At 70.6% G+C, this 16,836-nt stretch carries 16 protein-coding genes and 3 tRNA genes; 5 read left to right on the plus strand and 14 right to left on the minus strand.

Annotation, left to right across the window (positions count from 1 at the left end; all coding sequences use genetic code 11):
* Positions 1-3: 3 nt before the first annotated feature.
* The 12 genes from lysS to tilS form a co-directional block, all read right to left on the minus strand.
* Positions 4-1,533 carry a lysine--tRNA ligase gene (gene lysS, locus EV140_RS06725; RefSeq protein WP_130282302.1) on the minus strand — a complete coding sequence of 510 codons (1,530 nt, stop codon included), beginning with the start codon at positions 1,531-1,533 and terminating at the stop codon, positions 4-6.
* 557 nt (positions 1,534-2,090) lie between these two features.
* Positions 2,091-2,966: a pantoate--beta-alanine ligase gene (gene panC, locus EV140_RS06730; protein ID WP_096423200.1), complete on the minus strand. Its 876-nt coding sequence runs from the start codon at positions 2,964-2,966 to the stop codon at positions 2,091-2,093.
* Complete coding sequence (locus EV140_RS06735; RefSeq protein WP_130282304.1) at positions 2,963-3,709, minus strand: DUF2520 domain-containing protein; 747 nt, start codon at positions 3,707-3,709, stop codon at positions 2,963-2,965. Before EV140_RS06735 ends, panC begins: the two co-directional genes overlap by 4 nt.
* A complete protein-coding gene (locus tag EV140_RS06740) occupies positions 3,706-5,340 on the minus strand; it encodes a PH domain-containing protein (RefSeq protein WP_130282306.1) in 1,635 nt (544 codons plus the stop codon). The genes EV140_RS06735 and EV140_RS06740 overlap by 4 nt, the downstream gene beginning before the upstream one ends.
* Positions 5,337-5,813: a PH domain-containing protein gene (locus EV140_RS13315; RefSeq protein ID WP_422386093.1), complete on the minus strand. Its 477-nt coding sequence runs from the start codon at positions 5,811-5,813 to the stop codon at positions 5,337-5,339. The genes EV140_RS06740 and EV140_RS13315 overlap by 4 nt, the downstream gene beginning before the upstream one ends.
* 79 nt (positions 5,814-5,892) lie before the next feature.
* Positions 5,893-6,360, minus strand: coding sequence for a DUF3180 family protein (locus tag EV140_RS06750; RefSeq protein WP_130282310.1), 468 nt, complete (start codon positions 6,358-6,360; stop codon positions 5,893-5,895).
* A complete protein-coding gene (gene folK, locus EV140_RS06755; RefSeq protein WP_130282312.1) occupies positions 6,357-7,256 on the minus strand; it encodes a 2-amino-4-hydroxy-6-hydroxymethyldihydropteridine diphosphokinase in 900 nt (299 codons plus the stop codon). Before folK ends, EV140_RS06750 begins: the two co-directional genes overlap by 4 nt.
* Positions 7,253-8,080 (minus strand): dihydropteroate synthase, encoded by an 828-nt coding sequence (folP, locus tag EV140_RS06760; RefSeq protein WP_241971334.1) that lies wholly within the window; start codon positions 8,078-8,080, stop codon positions 7,253-7,255. Before folP ends, folK begins: the two co-directional genes overlap by 4 nt.
* Positions 8,077-8,661, minus strand: a complete 585-nt coding sequence (gene folE, locus EV140_RS06765) for a GTP cyclohydrolase I (protein WP_130282314.1) — start codon at positions 8,659-8,661, stop codon at positions 8,077-8,079. Before folE ends, folP begins: the two co-directional genes overlap by 4 nt.
* 6 nt (positions 8,662-8,667) lie before the next feature.
* Positions 8,668-10,698, minus strand: a complete 2,031-nt coding sequence (gene ftsH / locus EV140_RS06770; protein WP_130282316.1) for an ATP-dependent zinc metalloprotease FtsH — start codon at positions 10,696-10,698, stop codon at positions 8,668-8,670.
* An 82-nt stretch (positions 10,699-10,780) separates the two neighbouring features.
* Positions 10,781-11,332, minus strand: a complete 552-nt coding sequence (gene hpt / locus EV140_RS06775) for a hypoxanthine phosphoribosyltransferase (protein ID WP_130282318.1) — start codon at positions 11,330-11,332, stop codon at positions 10,781-10,783.
* 50 nt (positions 11,333-11,382) lie between these two features.
* Positions 11,383-12,402, minus strand: a complete 1,020-nt coding sequence (tilS, locus tag EV140_RS06780; protein WP_130282320.1) for a tRNA lysidine(34) synthetase TilS — start codon at positions 12,400-12,402, stop codon at positions 11,383-11,385.
* A gap of 94 nt (positions 12,403-12,496) precedes the next feature.
* Between tilS and ppa the strand changes: the two genes are divergently transcribed.
* Positions 12,497-12,988: an inorganic diphosphatase gene (ppa, locus tag EV140_RS06785; protein WP_130282322.1), complete on the plus strand. Its 492-nt coding sequence runs from the start codon at positions 12,497-12,499 to the stop codon at positions 12,986-12,988.
* 94 nt (positions 12,989-13,082) lie between these two features.
* Here the strand turns inward: ppa and EV140_RS06790 are convergent, their stop codons facing one another.
* Both EV140_RS06790 and EV140_RS06795 read right to left on the minus strand, forming a co-directional pair.
* A complete protein-coding gene (locus tag EV140_RS06790) occupies positions 13,083-14,426 on the minus strand; it encodes a C40 family peptidase (RefSeq protein ID WP_241971335.1) in 1,344 nt (447 codons plus the stop codon).
* Between the two features lie 9 nt (positions 14,427-14,435).
* Positions 14,436-15,731: a M23 family metallopeptidase gene (locus EV140_RS06795; RefSeq protein ID WP_130282324.1), complete on the minus strand. Its 1,296-nt coding sequence runs from the start codon at positions 15,729-15,731 to the stop codon at positions 14,436-14,438.
* Between the two features lie 333 nt (positions 15,732-16,064).
* On the opposite strand from EV140_RS06795, the gene EV140_RS06800 reads away from it, so the two are divergent.
* The 4 genes from EV140_RS06800 (at position 16,065) to EV140_RS06815 (ending at position 16,836) form a co-directional block, all read left to right on the plus strand.
* Positions 16,065-16,137, plus strand: a tRNA-Glu gene (locus EV140_RS06800).
* Positions 16,138-16,169: 32 nt separating this feature from the next.
* Positions 16,170-16,243, plus strand: a tRNA-Asp gene (locus tag EV140_RS06805).
* Positions 16,244-16,325: 82 nt separating this feature from the next.
* Positions 16,326-16,401: transfer RNA gene (locus EV140_RS06810), tRNA-Phe, on the plus strand.
* 138 nt (positions 16,402-16,539) lie between these two features.
* The gene (locus EV140_RS06815) at positions 16,540-16,836 is read left to right on the plus strand and encodes a helix-turn-helix domain-containing protein (RefSeq protein ID WP_157985625.1); all 297 of its coding nucleotides are present in this window, start codon (positions 16,540-16,542) and stop codon (positions 16,834-16,836) included.

The following is a 16,836-nucleotide window of genomic DNA, read 5'->3' on the forward strand; positions in this document are numbered from 1 at the left end:
TCGCTACTTGACGAGCGGGAACAGGATCGTCTCGCGAATGCCGAGGCCGGTGAGGGCCATCAGCAGGCGGTCGATGCCCATGCCCATGCCGCCAGACGGGGGCATGCCGTGCTCGAGCGCCGTGAGGAACGCCTCGTCGAGCTGCATCGCCTCCAGGTCGCCGCCGGCGGCGAGCGTCGCCTGGGCGACGAAACGCTCGCGCTGAATGACCGGGTCGACGAGCTCGGAGTACGCGGTGGCGAGTTCGAAGCCGCGCACGTAGAGGTCCCACTTCTCGACGACGCCCCTCTTCGAGCGGTGCTCGCGCACGAGCGGGCTCGTGTCGACGGGGAAGTCCATGACGAAGGTCGGGCGGGTGAGGTCGCCCTTAACGTGGTGCTCCCACAGCTCTTCGACGTACTTGCCGGGCAGCGGGTGGTCGATTTCGATGTCGACGGCGTCGGCCATTTTCTTGAGGTCGGCCATGGGGGTTTCTGGGGTCACCTCGACGCCCGCGGCCGCGCTTAGCGACTCGTACATGCTGAGGCGATCCCACTCGCCGCCGAGGTCGTACTCGGTGCCGTCGGCCCACGTCACGACGTGCGACCCAGCGACGGCGAGCGCCGCGTTCTGGATCATCTCTTGCGTGAGGTCGGCCATCTGGTGGTAGTCGCCGTATGCCTGGTAGGCCTCGAGCATGGCGAACTCGGGGCTGTGGGTCGAGTCGGCGCCCTCGTTGCGGAAGTTGCGGTTGATCTCGAACACCCGCTCGATGCCGCCGACGACGGCGCGCTTCAGGAAGAGCTCGGGCGCGATGCGCAAAAACAGCTCGGTGTCGAACGCGTTCGAGTGCGTCACGAAGGGGCGGGCCGAGGCGCCGCCGTGCATGGTCTGCAGCATCGGCGTCTCGACCTCGAGGTAGCCGTGGTTCGCGAACGTCTGCCGCAGGCTCGCCACGGCGAGCGCCCGGGCGCGCACGGTCTGCCGCGCCTGCTCGCGCACGATGAGGTCGAGGTAGCGCTGGCGCACGCGCGTCTCTTCGCTGAGTTCTTTGTGCAGGGTAGGCAGGGGCAGGATCGCCTTCGCGGCGATCGCCCAGCTCGACACCATGATGCTGAGCTCGCCGCGGCGGCTCGTGATCACCTCGCCCTCGACGTAGACGTGGTCGCCGAGGTCAGTGAACTCTTTCCACTGCGCGAGCGACTCGTCGCCGACCTCGGCGAGCGACACCATCACCTGGATGCGGGCGCCGTCACCCGACTGCAACGTGGCGAAGCAGAGCTTGCCGGTGTTGCGGCTGAACACGATCCGGCCGGCGAGCGCGACGCGCTCCCCGGTCTGCACGTCGGCGTCGAGCTCGGGGAACCGCTCACGCACGGCGGGGATGCTGTCGGTCACCTCAAGACCGATTGCGTACGGTTCGATGCCGGCCGCGAGCATCCGTTCACGCTTGTCGAGGCGCACCTGCTTCTGCTCGGCGATCTCCTCGATCGTCGGCTCGTCGCTCGCGTCGGCGGGCGTCGCGCTCGTGGGCGCGGCGGTGTTCTCGGTCATGCGTGAGGCTCCTTGGTCAACCGCTCTAGCCTAACGGCGCGCGTTGGCGCCCCAAGCCGACGTCTGCCCGTGGCCGCGGCCCCCCGCGGCGCCCCGCGCTCCCGCGCCGACTCGCCCCGCTCCGCCCCGCGCCGCGCCGCGCCGCGGAGAACCGGAGCCCCTTTTGGTGAATGAGAACCCCCTCACGAGGGCACGAGTCCACCAAAGGGGCCCCGGAAGGGCGAGCGAGTGGCCACAGGCAAGCGGTCACGGGCGTGCATGGAGGGACGAGCGCTGAAGTGGCGCGAGCGCGCACACGGAACGCTTCCGCAGGCGGAACGTGTGCCCCCAAACGCGACTACTCCGGTGTAGGACTTCCTACACGAGCACACGGGCAGACCGCGGCCTTTCGCTACTCCGGTGTAGGACCTCCTACACCGGAGTAGTCGCGGCGGCCCGTGGAAGAGTCCCAGCAACGTGGGCGGGAGTCACGGCTACCCCGAAAGCCAGCGCGACGGCGCGAACTGCGCCGCACAGCCGGGCCAGCAACGCGAGCCGCGCCAAAACGGGCGCCCGGATCAGGCGAGCGGGATCAGGGCCGTGTCGATGAGGCGAGTGTCGCCGACGCGCGCCGCCACGAGCATCCGGGCGGCGCCGCGGTGGTCATCGGGAACCAGATCGAACGTGGCCGGGTCGACGACGGCAACGTAGTCGACGTCGACCTCGGGGCGCCCGGCGAGCGCAGACTGGGCCGCCGCGAGCGCCGCGTCGATGCCGCGGTCGGCCGCCGACTGCGCCGCCTCGATCGCCGCCGGGATCGCCCGCGCGGCCCGCCGGTGACGCTCGTCCAGGTACGCGTTGCGGCTCGACAGAGCGAGTCCGTCGTGGTCGCGCACCGTGTCAACCACCTCGACGCGGGTGTCGATGTCGAGGTCGCGCACCATGCGGGTGACGAGGAACACCTGCTGCGCATCCTTCTCGCCAAAAAGAACAACGTGCGGGGTGACGATGCCGAGCAGCTTCGCGACGACGGTGAGCACGCCGTCGAAGTGCCCGGGGCGCGCGGCCCCCTCGTAGCGGCGGCCGATCTCGCCGGCGGTCACCCGCGTCAGGGCCGCGCCCGTCGGATACATCTCGTCGGCGTGGGGCGCGAAGACGGCGTCGACTCCATGCCCGACGAGCAGCGCCCGGTCGGCGTCGAGGCTGCGCGGATAGCGCTCGAAATCTTCGCTCGGACCGAACTGCAGGGGGTTCACGAACACCGACACGACGACGCGGTCGGCAAGCGCGGCCGCCCGGTCGACGAGCGCGAGGTGCCCGGCGTGCAGCGACCCCATGGTCGGCACGAGGGCGACCGTTTCACCGGATGCTCGCCACGCCTCGACGGCCGAGCGAACGCCCGCGACGGTGTCGATCACGACGGGTGGCGCGGCAGAAACATCGTCGTGGCTCACGGTGACCCATTGTGGCCGCTGTCGTCCTCCGGCACGAATCGTTCGGGCTCGATACGCACGCCGCTCGCCTCGCGCAGCGCATTCTCGACGGCGGAGCGCACGACCGCGCTGAGCACTCGGCCGGGCTCGTCGACGCCGATGGCGCGCAAGCCGTCGACGGCCTGGTCGACGACGGCGCGCGAAAACTGCGAGGCGGCCGCGATCGCGTCGGCGTACGCGGGCCGGTCGGCCTCGTCGACCACGATCGGCTCAGCGCCCATCTCGACGACGAGCGCCTGGGCGATGGGCAGCACGGGCGCGGGCGCGGTGACGGCACACCACGCCTCGCGCAGCCGCACGAGATCTATGGATGTTCCGGTGAAGTCGAGCGCCGGATGCACGGCCAGCGGAATCGCGCCCGCCGCCCGCGCCGGGTCGAGCACGCCCACCCCGTGCCCGGGGGCCGTGTGCAACACCAACTGGCCGGGCTGCCACGCTCCGGCCGCGGCCAGCCCGTGGATAAGGCCGGGCAGCTCCCCGTCGGGCACGGCCAGCACGACAAGTTCGCTGCGCTCGACGATGTCGGGCACGGCGGCGATGACGGCACCCGGCAGCAGGCCGTCGACGCGGTCGCGTTCGTCGTCGCCGACCGCGGAGACGCCGACGATCGCGTGGCCGGCGCCGGCGAGGGCGGCGCCGAGCACGGGGCCGACCCGGCCCGCGCCGACGATGCCGACGCCGAGGCGTCCATCGCGTGCGGTCACGGCGCGCTCTCCGGCGCCGAGGGCTCCTCCGCGGGGGTCTCACCCCAGCGGTGGCTGGTGTCGCGCTCGGCGGCGGCAATCGCGCGCCCGCTCACATGCTCGAAGAAGCTCACCGCGTGTTCGCGGTCGAGGGCACCGAGGTTCGCGACGATCGGCCCGGCGACCGTGTGCACCTGAATTGATCCGAGGCGCAGCGCTCGCTCGATCGGCCCCTGGGTGACCGCCGCCGACTGGATGCGCGGGTACGGCACGAGCGTCAGCGACCGCCAGACCGCTCCCGCCCGCAGCATGACCAGTTCCGGGGTGAGTGCGGTCGCGTTGCGCTTCACCGAGAACCACCGCAGCGGCCGCGCTCGGCGCGGCGACGGCACGAAGCCTCCCTCGTCGCCCGAGCCGGTCAGCCCCAGGTCGATCATCGGCATCGAGTCGTCGGTGACCCCGGCGGGCAGCAACAGGCGCAGCACGGTGCGCACGTCGTCGGCGTTGCCGACGGGCAGGATCGTCGTCTGCGCTTGGCCTCCAGCACCCTGCGCCGACGAGCGGGAGGCGCGGTTCACGGCGATTTGCCACCAGCCGAATGGTCGCCACAGCAGCGGCTGGCTGACCTTCACCGAGTGAATGCGCCCCGGCGGCAGCGTCTCGTTCGACGTCGAGAGCAGGCCGAAGCCGACGCGCACCCCGTCGGGGGTGGCGGCGATCGAGTAGCGCAGCGAGCGCGTGATGCGGCTGACGAGGAAACCGCCGATACCGAGCATGGCGGGAATGAATCCGACGACCAGCGCGACTTCGCCCGTCATCGCGATTCCCGTGATGAGTCCGGCCGTCAACAGCACGAAGACGATCGCGGGCCCGCCGAGCACGGTCGAGCCGATGAGCCGGCCCGGATTCATGTGTACGACCGTCTCGGGCTCGACGAGGCTCGGGTCGAGTTCGGGCGCCAGGAACTCGCCCACCCGCTTGTCGATCACCCCGGAGGCAAGGGTCAGCGAGGTGCCGGGCGGCACCTCCACGGAGTCGACGGCGCCGGGGGCGGCCTCGGCCGACGGCGCCCCGCTTCCCGCCGCATCCCGGCGCGCACCGGACGCGAGCAGCAGGATGTCGCGCCGCAGTGCATCCGCCTGAGCGCCCGTCAGATACTGCAGCGGAACGTTCGCGTCGTTGCCGGCGACCGAAATCTCGAGCTTCGCCGCCCCGAACAGGCGCGGGATGAACGGGCGAACGATGTTGATGCCCTGAATGCGATCGAGGCGCCCTTTTCGGTTCGTGCGGAAGAGGATGCCCGAACGCACCTCGACGACCTGGTCGGTGATGCGAAACGCGTGGAATCGCCACGACAGCCAAAAGCCGGCGATGATCAGCAGCAGCAGGCCGAGCAGCGCCGCGGCGGCCTGCAGGATCAGGTTCTCGGCGATGATGTACTCGAACAGCGGGTCTTCTGGGGTGAACTCTCCGCCGCCCGGGATGAACGCCTCAATCAGCCGCTCGCGGAAGTTCGCAACGATCACGCCGACGATGATGAGGAGTGTCAGCCCGCCGCGGAACAGCGGCGTCGCACGGTGCAGTCGGTGCCACTCCCCGTCGGTGAAGTCGGTCGCGGTGGCCGCCTTCGCGCGCGAGAGCTCGTCGCTCACAGGCCCGCCCGGCGGGTTTCGGCGACCGCGACGAGGTGGTCGCGCAACTGCTCGGCGCGCTCGAGCGGCAGACCGGGAATGAGCACACCGCTGGAGGCTGCGGCGGTGACGAACTTCAGCTCAGCGAGCCCCAGCATGCGGGCGACGGGGCCGCGGCTGATGTCGACCAACTGCATGCGGCCGTAGGGCACCGCGACGAAGCGTTGGAAGAGGATCCCGCGGCGGAACAGCAGGTCGTCGTCACGCAGCGCGTAGCCGATAGCCCGCACCCGTCGCGGCGTGAACGCGATCACGAGCAGGAAGATCGTGCCGAGCACGACCGGAAGGATCCAGCCGAACGACCAGCCGATCCACACGGGGGTGAACGACGCGACGGTCATGATTCCGCCGAAGATCAGCCAGCCGACGATGTCGACCACGATGTATTTGGGCGACACGCGCTGCCACTCGCCGGGCTCGACGGGCAACTCGATTCGGGCGGGGGTCGGCGTCTCGGGGGCGGGGGTCGGCGTCTCGCTCACGGGTGTCGGGTCGGTCACGCGGTTGTCCCCCTCAGCCGGCCGCGGGTGCCGCGTTGGGCTCGTCGTCGTCGGTGGGCGGCGGCACCGAGCAGAAATGCTCGGCGACGAGCGCGGTGGCCAGCAGCACGGCCGCGCCCACGAAGGCCGCCCCCGTGGTCAGCGCCGAGCCTACTGGCACGACCGTACGACTGAGCAGATAGATCAGGATGCCCGCACAAGCGCCGGCCAGCAGCGCCCCTCCCAGCGCGCTCGCCTTCGCGAGCACCACGATGCGGGTCGCGTAGAACGGGTCGATGCGTCGCTCGCCGGCGGCCGCGCGGCGCACCGGCCAGGCTCCGGCGAGCAGGGCGGCGGCGATCAGCACGAGGGCGATCGCGAGCGAGACGGGGGGCACGAACACGGGGCGGCCCTGCCCGGCGAGCATCGCGTCAGCGGCGAAGCCGACGATCGCGCCAGCGAGGGCGAGCGCGAGCAGCGGGCCGGGGGCGGTGCGCGTCACGGCGCGCCTCCGGGGGCGTCCGCGGTGGCCGCGTCGCGGTCGGATGCGCGCAGCGCGGCGAGCAGCTCGGCGACCGGTCCGTGAGTGGCGAGCCGAGCATCCGGATCGATGTCGAGCCAGGGTTCGAGCACGAACGCGCGCTCGTGCGCGCGGGGGTGCGGAAGCGTGAGGCGGGCGTCGTCGCGAACCACCTCGCCGTACTGGATCAGGTCGAGGTCGAGGGTGCGGTCGGCCCAGCGGGCGACGTGGCTGCCGCGGTCGCGCCCATGCTCGCGCTCGATGCGCAGCAGGTGGTGCAGCAGGTGCGTGGGGGCGAGTGCGGTGTCGATGAGCGCGATGCCGTTCAGGTACCCGGGCTTCGACGGGTCGGGGCCGTCGGGTGTGAGAGCGACCGAGTCGTGCCAGCGCGAGTGGGCGGCGACCCGCGTGGCGGGAAGGGCAGCGAGGGCGCGGATCGCGTCGTCGAGGGCCGCGAGGCGGTCGCCGAGGTTCGCGCCGAGGGCGACAACGGCGCGCGCGGGTGCGGCGTCGCGGGTGACCGTGACCGCGACGTCGCCGAACGGCACCGCGATGGGAGCCTCCGGTTTGTGCACCGTGATCGTCGCGCGGTGCACCCCCTCGCGGGCGAGGCACACGGCGGCGAGGCGGTCGGCGAGCGTCTCGATGAGGTCGACGGGGTCGCGCTCGATCGCGGCGACCAGGTCGTCGGCGAGCTCGCCGTAGTGCACGGTGTCGGCGACGTCGTCGCTCGCGGCTGCCGGCGACAGGTCGAGATGCAGCACGGCGTCGACGACGAAGCGCTGGCCGTCGCGCCGCTCGTCGGGATAGACGCCGTGGAAGCCGGTCGCCGTCACGCCCGTCAGGGCGATGGTGTCGGGGCTCGGGTCTCCGGTCACGCGACACCCCCGCGCCAGGCGCGCCACGCGGCGAGCGCCTGCGCGTTCGCGGTGACGTTGTGAACGCGCACGGCGGCGACCCCCGCGTCGGCGCACATCACGCTGACGGCAGCGGTCGCGACGTCGCGGTCGGCCGGCTGCTGGGTGCTCGGCAGCAGTGCGCCGAGGAAGCGCTTGCGCGAGGCCCCCACGAGTAGCGGGTGCCCGAGCGAGCGCAGCGTGGCGATCCCGCGCAGCAGCTGCCAATTGTGGTCGGGCCCTTTTGCGAACCCGATGCCCGGGTCGAGCCACAGCCGCTCCGGTGCGAGCCCGGCGCCGAGCAGCGCGTCGCGGCGTGCCCGCAGCTCGGCCGTCACGTCGGCGACGACGTTCGCGTAGTCGCTGACCTGGTCCCACCGGTGCGAGTGGCCACGCCAGTGCATGGCGACGTAGTCGGCGTCGAGCCCAGCGACCGTCGTCGCCATGGCCGGGTCGGCGAGTCCGCCCGAGACGTCGTTGACGATGCGCGCGCCCGCCTCGACGGCGGCCGCGGCGGTCGACGCGTTCATCGTGTCGATCGACACCGGGATGCCCGCGGCGGCGAGCGCGCGGATCACCGGCAGCACGCGCCCCTGCTCGACCTCGGGGCTGACGCGTTCTGCTCCGGGGCGGGTCGACTCGCCACCCACGTCAATCACGCTGGCGCCGTCGGCGACCATGCGCTGGGCGTGCCGGAGGGCGACCTGCGGGTTGACGAAGCGGCCGCCGTCGCTGAACGAGTCGGGCGTGACGTTCAGGATGCCCCAGATCGCGGGGCCGGTGGCCGTGCTGCGGGCGTCCGTCACGCGGCACCCCGGCCGATGAGCGCCATGACCGCGGCCTGCTGGTCGGGGGCCGCCAGGGTGCCGCGGGCGGCGACCGTCACGGTTGAGGAGTCGGCGTAGCGAACGCCGCGGGCGGCGACGCAGCCGTGACGGGCATCCACGACGACGAGCACGCCGTGCGGACGTACGGCGGCGTCGAGTGCCGCAGCGACGTCTTCACCGAGCCGTTCCTGCAACTGCGGGCGCGCCGACACGATCTCGATGAGCGCGGGAATGCGGCCGAGGCCGATGATGCGCTCGTCGGGCACGTAGGCGACGTGGGCTATGCCGGTGAAGGGCAGCAGGTGGTGCTCGCACATCGAGCGCAGGGCGATGTCGCGCACGACGACGAGCTCACCCCGCTCGCCGGGGTCGGTCGCCATCTCGGCCGAGTCTTCGAGCATCGGCACGGGGTCGACGCCGACGCCGGCGAAAAAGTCGGCGTAACTGGCGGCCACACGCTTCGGGGTGGTCGCGAGGCCCGGGCGGGCCGGGTCGTCACCGATCGCGGCGATGATCTCGGCCACCGCCGCCTCGATGCGCGCGGTGTCGATCGGGCTCATGGGTGTTCAGTCTGTCGCAGAATCCGGGCCGGCGTCGCGGTGCGCCACACCGGCTCCGGCGTGCTCATCCGCGTCAGCGTGCGCCGTCTCGGCCGCGACCGCGTCCTCGATCTGGGGCTTCTCCGGCATGGGCACCGGGGGGATGTTCGGCAGCGGCCGCTCTTCGCTCGACAGCCACTGCGGGCGCTCGGGCAGCTTCTTGACGTCGGCGAAGATCTCGGCGAGTCGCACGTGGTCGAGCGTTTCCTTCTCGAGCAGTTCGCTGGCGAGCTGGTCGAGGATGTCGCGGTTGTCGTTGAGCACCCGCCAGGCTTCGTCGTGCGCCTGCTCGATCAGGGCGCGCACCTCGATGTCGACCCGTTCGGCGAGCTTCTCGGAGTAGTCGCGCTGGTGGCCCATGTCTTTGCCGAGGAACACTTCGCCGCTCGACTGGCCGAGCTTCACGGCGCCGACCTCGGCGCTCATGCCGTACTCGGTGACCATGCGCCGGGCGATGCTCGTGGCCTTCTCGATGTCGTTGCTCGCCCCGGTCGTCGGGTCGTGGAAGACGATCTCTTCGGCGACGCGACCGCCCATGGCGTAAGTGAGCTGGTCGAGCAGCTCGTTGCGGGTCACCGAGTACTTGTCGTCGATGGGCATGACCATCGTGTAGCCGAGGGCGCGGCCGCGCGGCAGGATCGTCACCTTCGTCACGGGGTCGGTGTTGCGCATCGCGGCGGCCGCGAGCGCGTGACCCCCCTCGTGGTAGGCGGTGATGAGCTTCTCGTGGTCGCGCATCACGCGGGTGCGGCGCTGCGGGCCGGCCATGACGCGGTCGACGGCCTCGTCGAGGGCCTCGGCGGTGATCTGTTGGCCGCCCTGACGCGCGGTGAGCAGCGCAGCCTCGTTCAGCACGTTGGCGAGGTCGGCGCCGGTGTAGCCGGGGGTCTTGCGCGCGACGACCTCGAGGTCGACGCCCTCGGCGACAGGTTTGCCCTTCGCGTGGACCTCAAGAATCTTGCGGCGCCCCTCCATGTTCGGCGCATCCACCTGAATCTGCCGGTCGAAGCGGCCGGGGCGCAGCAGCGCCGGGTCGAGGATGTCGGGGCGGTTGGTCGCCGCGATCATGATGACGTTCGTGTTCGGGTCGAAGCCGTCCATCTCGACGAGCATCTGGTTGAGGGTCTGCTCGCGCTCGTCGTGGCCGCCGCCCATGCCGGCACCGCGGTGGCGGCCGACGGCGTCGATCTCGTCGACGAAGATGATCGCCGGCGCATTCTCTTTCGCCTGGGTGAACAGGTCGCGCACACGGCTCGCGCCGACGCCGACGAACATCTCGACGAAGTCGGATCCCGAGATCGAGTAGAACGGCACGCCGGCCTCGCCCGCGACGGAGCGCGCGAGGAGTGTCTTGCCGGTTCCGGGGGGACCGTAGAGCAGAACGCCCTTCGGGATGCGCGCCCCGACGGCGAGGAACCGCGACGGGTCCTTCAGGAAGTCTTTGATCTCGTGCAGCTCCTCGATCGCCTCTTCGGCGCCGGCGACGTCGTCGAAGGTGACCTGCGGGGCCTCCTTGTTGACGAGCTTCGCCTTCGACTTGCCGAACTGCATGATGCGACCGCCGCCACCCTGCAGTCGGGTGAGCAGGAAGTAGAAGATGATGCCGATGATCAGGAACGGGATGATCAGCCCGAGGATCGACGCGAAGAAGTTCGTCTGCGGCACCTCGTCGGTGAAGTCGTCAATGCCGGCAGCTTCGACGGCCGCGATGAGCGCGTCGCCGCGCTGCGACACGTAGTAGAACTGCACCTGCGTGCCGAACTCTTCGTACTCTTCCGCGAGCGTGACGTCGACCCGCTGCTGGCCGTCGATGATCGTGATCGACTCGACCTCGGCGTTCGCGATGACGTCGAAGCCCTCCGCGGTCGAGATCTCGCGGAACCCACCCTGCGCGAGCAGGCTGAAGCCGACAATCAGCGCGACCGCGCCGAGCGCGATGTAGAGGAAGGGGCCCTTGAACAGGCCCTTCCACGAAAACTTCTTCTTCGCCTTCGCCATGATCCCTTGAGGCTACCTTTTGCTGCGCTGGTGCCCGCTGGATGTTCGCCGGAGGCGCACCGAGAGCCGGAAGGCCGCCGGGCTACTGGTAGACGTGGGGGGCGAGCACCCCGATGGCGCGAAGGTTGCGGTACTTCTCGGCGTAGTCGAGGCCGTACCCGACGACGAAGGCCGGCGGAATCTCGAAGCCGACGTACTCGACGTCGACCTCGACCTTGGCGGCCTCGGGCTTGCGCAGCAAGGCGAGGATCTTCACGCTCGCGGCCCCGCGCGACTCGAGGTTCGCGCGCAGCCACGTCAGGGTGAGCCCCGAATCGATGATGTCTTCGACGATGAGCACGTCGCGGCCCGCGATCTCGGTGTCGAGGTCTTTCAGAATGCGCACGACGCCGCTCGACTCGGTGCTGGCGCCGTACGAGCTGACGGCCATCCAGTCCATCTCGACGTGCATTTTCAGTTCGCGCGCGAAGTCGGCCATCACCATGACCGCGCCCTTCAGCACGCCGACGAGGAGCGGCGGGTTGCCCGCGTAGTCGGTCTCGACCCGGCGAGCCAGCTCGGCGAGCTTCGCGTGGATCTCGTCCTCGGTAATGAGCACCTCGGTCAGGTCGGAGCGAATCTCGTCGACGTCCACAGGCGGGTCCTCCAGGGGTCAGAACTGGTGTCAGATCGGCGGTCGGCCGGTCACTCGGCGGCGGTGAACACGATGCGTGTGCCCGCCCGTCTCACCCTAACGCCGCGAAGGTGCACCGCGCCCTGCCCGTGCCAGTCGGTAGCGAGCCGCAGCACCTCGACGGTCTGCTCGCGGCTGAGGGTGAGCCCGAATTCGACGCGGGCGACGAGACGCACTAGGCGGGAGCCGAGCGCGCGGGGATTGGCGACGAGCCACGCGGCCGGCACCGAGCATCCGCCGTCGTCGAGGTCGACGAGCTCTTCGGCGACCTCGACGACCATGCGGTCGAGCGCGTCGGCATCGTCACGCACGAGCTCGGCGGTGCGGGCGAGCGCCTCGACGACGCCGGGGTCGAGCTCGGCTTCGAGCAGCGGCAGAACGCGGTCGCGCACGCGCACGCGCGTGTACGCGGGGTCGAGATTGTGCGGGTCGCTCCAGGGCTCGAGGCCCTGATCGCGGCAGGCCTGAACCGTGGATGCTCGCCGCAGCCCCAAGAACGGCCGCCGGTAGACGCCGTTCACGACCGCCATGCCGCTGAGGCTGACGGCCCCGCTGCCGCGGGCGAGCCCGAGCAGCACGGTTTCGGCCTGGTCGTCGACCGTGTGCCCGAGCAGCACGGCGGAGGCGGTCAGGCGCCGCGCGGCGGCGTCGAGCGCCGCGTACCGGGCGTCGCGGGCCGCGGCTTCCGGGCCGCCGCCCGCGCTGGATGGTGCGACGTCGACGCGCACCACCTCGACCGGGTCGAGCCCGAGCGCGCGGGCCTGCTCGGCGGCCCGGTCGGCGACCGCCCGCGACCCGTCTTGCAGCTGGTGGTCGACGATCACGGCGCCGGCGCGCAGTCCCGCCCGCGGCGCCTCGAAGGCGGTGGCCGCGGCGAGTGCGAGTGAATCGGGGCCGCCACTGAGCGCGACGAGCACGAGCGAGTCAGGCGACAGGGCGGCGAGCGTTTCGCGCACCGCGCGCCGAACATCCGCCACCGCAGGGGTGAGCCGGGGGCGACGGTCACCGTCTTGGCGGCGCTGGGAGTGCATCCACTAAGGTTAGAGCCGCGTGTTTCCGGGCGTTTCGTCCGATTTTCCCGCGGGCCACCTGCCCGCCACACTCACCGACTCAGGAGCAACTTCTATGGGCGCCTACCCCGCCGTCATCGAAATCCCTAAAGGCAGCCGCAACAAGTACGAGGTCGACCACGAGACGGGCCGCGTCTTCCTGGACCGCGTGCTGTATACGACGTTCGTCTACCCGACCGACTACGGGTACTTCGAGAACACGCTCGGCCTCGACGGCGACCCGGTCGACGTGCTGGTGCTGCTCGACTACCCGCTTTTCCCGGGTGTCGGCGTGACGGTGCGCCCGGTCGGCGTGTTCAACATGACCGACGACGGCGGCAGCGACGCGAAGGTCATCGCGGTGCCGGCGAAGGATCCGCGCTGGGACCACATTCAGGACGTCGACTCGATCCCCGAGTACACGAAGAAAGAGATCGAGCACTTCTTCGAGCACTACAAGGACCTCGAGCCCGGCAAGTGGGTCAAGACCGAGGGCTGGGGCAACGCGGCCGAAGCCGAGGCGATTATCCAGGCCGGCATTGAGGCGTACGTTCCGCACGAGCACTAGACCACATCGACTGAGGGGCGTTCCGTTCGCGGGGCGCCCCTTTTTCGCGCCCCGCGCGCTTTTCGCGCACGATTCGGGATGCTCGCGGCCGGCTTTACGGCGTCGGTCGCGCCACGAACGGCACCCGGTCGACGTGCCTGACCGACACGATGCGCACGGGGTTGCCGGGTGACGGCGCCTCGATCATCTGGCCCTGCCCGAGGTACATGGCGACGTGGTACTTGGAGGCGGTGGCCGAGCCGCCGGTGGAGTAGAAGATGAGGTCGCCGGGCAGCGCCTGCGAGTAGGGCAGGGTGCGGCCGCGGTTGGCGGCGACCGTGTACTGCATGGTCGCCGAGTGGCCCCCGATCGAGTAGCCGGCGGCCGCGTAGGCCATCATCGTGAGGCCCGAGCAGTCCCACGAGTCGGGGCCGCGGCCGCCGAAAAGGTACGGCTTGCCGAGCTGCTGGCGCGCGAACGCGATGGCGGTGTTCACGGCCGCCTGGTTGGGCGCGGGCACACCGACGGCGGGCGGCGGCGGAGTGGGTGCCGGGGTCGTGGGCCGCGGGGTCGGGGCGGGCGTCGTCGGGCTCGGCCCTGGCACACCCGGGGTCGGGGTCGCCGTCGGCACGGGCGATGGCGCACCCGGGGTGGGGGTGGCAGACGGCGGCGCGGGCAACGCGGGCGGCGCAGGCGGCGCCGGTGCTGGGTCTTCCGCCCGGATCGAGTCGAGGTAGGCGCGCTCGAGCGCGGCGCTGCGCCCCGTGAGTACGGCGAGTCGCTCGGAGAGTTCGAGCACCTGCGCCTGCTGCTCGGCGACGCGCTGCTCGGCAATGACGGCGGCGTCCATGGCGGTTGACAGTGCGGCGTCGGCTTCGGCCACGAGCCTCTCGCGTTCGGCCCGTGCCACCTCCGCCTGGTCGGCGAGCGAGGCGGCGACGTCACGGTCGGCGATCGCTTGGTCGAGCAGGGATCGGCTCGACTCGGTGAGCTTCGAGAGCGAGCCGAGGCGCCAGAGCATGCCCTCGGCGTCGGTCGAGATGAGCAGCGAGGTGGTGATGTCTCCGCCGCTCGCGCGGCTCAACTGCGTCACCAGCTGGGCCGCGCGGAGCGCCGATGCGGTGGCGACCGCGTCGGCGGCGGCGCGTCGGTGATCGAGCGAGTCGAGCATCCCGGTGGCCTCGTCGAGTGCGAGACCCGCGAGCTGGTAGTCCTCGCCGGCGATGAGGGCCTCGCGGGCGGCGGCGGCCGCTGTGGCCTCGCCGTCGCGCACGGCGTCGATGATGCGGGCGACCGCGGCCTCGGTGGCGCGCACGTCACCCTGGGCGCGCTCGACGTCATCCCACGAGGGGGCCGACGGCGGGGTCGGCTGGGCGGTGGCGGTGATGGCCCCGGGGGCGAGCGTCAGGGCCGCAACCACGGCGGCTGCGGCGACGCTGCGACGCCCGGGGCGGCGCATCAGCGCCGCCTACCCAATACTGATGCCTTTGCTGCGCAGAAACGGCACGGGGTCGAAGGCGCTGCCGAAGGTGCGGGTCTCCAGGTGCAGGTGGCAACCGCTCGAGTTTCCCGTGGTTCCCACGAGCGCGATCAGTTGGCCCGCGTTCACTAACTGCCCGTTCGCAACGAGGATCCCGCCGTGCTGGATGTGCCCGTACGAGGTGGTGAGGCCGTCGCCGTGGTCGATGCGCACGAAGTTGCCATAGCCACCGTTCCAGCCGGCGTAGGTGACGGTGCCACTCGAGGCGGCGAACATGTGGCGGCCGCACGGGGCGCCGATGTCGACGCCGGCGTGCAGGGCGACATAGCCAAAGACGGGGTGCACGCGGTATCCGTAGTTGGAGGTGATGGGGCCGTTGAGCGGGTTCGACCAGCCGTTGATGACCTGGCCGGCACCGCTCGCGCTGCCGCCACCCCCGCCGCCGCTCGGCCCGGGGCCGGGCTGGTTGGCGGCCTGCTCGGCGGCGAGACGACGCGCCTCTGCCTCGGCGGCGATGCGTCGTTCTTCGGCTTCGCGGGCCAGCCGCTCCTCTCTCTCTTTGCGCTGTCGCTCGCCCTCCTCCCACTCCGCTTCCGTGGTCTGGAGCACTCCCTGGAGGACACCCAACTGCTCTTCGAGCCGCGCCTGATTCTCCTGCTGCGCGGCAAAGGCCTCCTCAGCAGCGATTTGCGCGGCCTGCGCCTGCTCGAACGCCACCTCGGCCTCGACCCGCAGTTCTTCGCGGATCTCACGGGCGATTTGCGCCTGCTCGCTGAGCGACTGGGCGGCGTTCTGGTCGGCGAGAGCGACCGCGTAGATGCCTTCGGCCTGCTCGCTGATCTTGCTGGCGTAGCCGAGGCGTGACAGCAGGGCTTCCGCCTCGCCGGGGTTCGTGAAGAGTGAGGCCGAGAGGTCTCCGCCGCCCGCGCGCGACAGCTCGGCGACGAACTGTCCGGCGCGCAGACGCGACTCGTCGGCCGTCGCCTGCGCCTCGTCGGCCTGGCGCTGCAGTTGGTCGGCACGGAAAGCCGCTTCGTCGAAGGCGAGCTGCGCCTCGTAGTAGATGGTGCCCTTTTCGTCGGCTTCGGCCTGGGCTTCCTCGACGGCGGCGGCGAGGCTGGCGATCAGGCCGCGAATCTCGGCGATTTTCGTCTGCTGCTGGTTGACGTTATCGCGCGCCGCAAGAACGTCGTCCCAGCTCGGATAGGTGCTGGCACGCGCGGACTGGTCGGCGGCGGTGATGCCGGTCGTCAGCAGCATCAGGCCGGTGGCGATGGCGGCCACGGTCGCGAGCGTGCGGGGTCGCCGCAGACGTGGCCGAGCATCCGTGGATGTCGCGGTCGTGGCTCCCCCGAGCCGAGCGAGATATTCGCGCATGTGCCTGTCCCGATTCCGGTGCGAATGCGTTATGTCACATTTTCCCCACACGCACCATTGATCACAGTACCAACGGATGTACGGATCGGCTAGGGCGCCGCTCCGCACGGCAAGTGCGGCCCCACCTTGCGGGCGGTGCCGTATCGCTGCGCTGACCGTAGCCCGGGGCCGCGCCACGGTTTGGCAGAAACGCGGCGGTGGCCCTATGCTTGCGTACCGGTCGCCTCGTCGATTCGCTTAGGCCCCATCGTTTAGCGGCCTAGGACGCCGCCCTTTCACGGCGGTAGCGCGGGTTCGAATCCCGCTGGGGTCACGGACGAGGTACCAGTACAATTCAATAAGCAAGGCCCTGTGGCGCAGTTGGTTAGCGTGCCGCCCTGTCACGGCGGAGGTCGCGGGTTCAAGTCCCGTCAGGGTCGCGGTGTGAAGCCTCATCCAGTGCAACAGCACGAGGTGGGGCTTTTTCACTAGGCGAAGCGTTTCGGCGCCTCGCTGCGACAAGGCTCTGTAGCTCAGTTGGTAGAGCGTTCGACTGAAAATCGAAAGGTCACCGGATCGATGCCGGTCGGAGCCACCACCAGAAACCCCCGCTCGTTGGCGGGGGTTTCGTCGTTTCGCGGGCGTGTCGTGGAACAGATGCGTGACATCCATCTGTTGTGGAACGCATACATAACATCTACTCTCTATGTCATAGATCTGTTCCATGGAGGGCTGGATGATCGTCACGAACGAGAGCGACATCGGTGAGGTTGTGCGTCGACGACGGCTCGCCCTCGGCCTCAGCCAGACGCAACTCGCCGAGCAGGCAGCCACCACGCGCCAGTGGGTGTCACGCCTCGAACAGGGTCGAGGCGACGTCACCGTAAGCCGCCTCCTGGCGATTCTCGACGTCCTCGGCCTCACCACCGACGTGTCTCCGCCGCGATCAGCCGCGCCGAGCGCATCCGCAGCTCAGTCGATGATTGATCCGAGCATCCTGGATGTGCTTCGTCGCCTCCCCGAGGGCGGGTGA

The organism is Microcella alkaliphila (genome assembly GCF_004216855.1).
GTDB lineage: Bacteria > Actinomycetota > Actinomycetes > Actinomycetales > Microbacteriaceae > Microcella > Microcella alkaliphila.

Bases quoted from the DNA above. Each gene is read 5' to 3' on its own strand.
- lysS (WP_130282302.1), bottom strand. From the start codon at position 1,533: ATGACCGAGAACACCGCCGCGCCCACGAGCGCGACGCCCGCCGACGCG.
- folE (WP_130282314.1), bottom strand. From the start codon at position 8,661: ATGAGCCCGATCGACACCGCGCGCATCGAGGCGGCGGTGGCCGAGATC.
- ftsH (WP_130282316.1), bottom strand. From the start codon at position 10,698: ATGGCGAAGGCGAAGAAGAAGTTTTCGTGGAAGGGCCTGTTCAAGGGC.
- tilS (WP_130282320.1), bottom strand. From the start codon at position 12,402: ATGCACTCCCAGCGCCGCCAAGACGGTGACCGTCGCCCCCGGCTCACC.
- ppa (WP_130282322.1), top strand. From the start codon at position 12,497: ATGGGCGCCTACCCCGCCGTCATCGAAATCCCTAAAGGCAGCCGCAAC.
- EV140_RS06790 (WP_241971335.1), bottom strand. From the start codon at position 14,426: ATGCGCCGCCCCGGGCGTCGCAGCGTCGCCGCAGCCGCCGTGGTTGCG.
- EV140_RS06815 (WP_157985625.1), top strand. From the start codon at position 16,540: ATGATCGTCACGAACGAGAGCGACATCGGTGAGGTTGTGCGTCGACGA.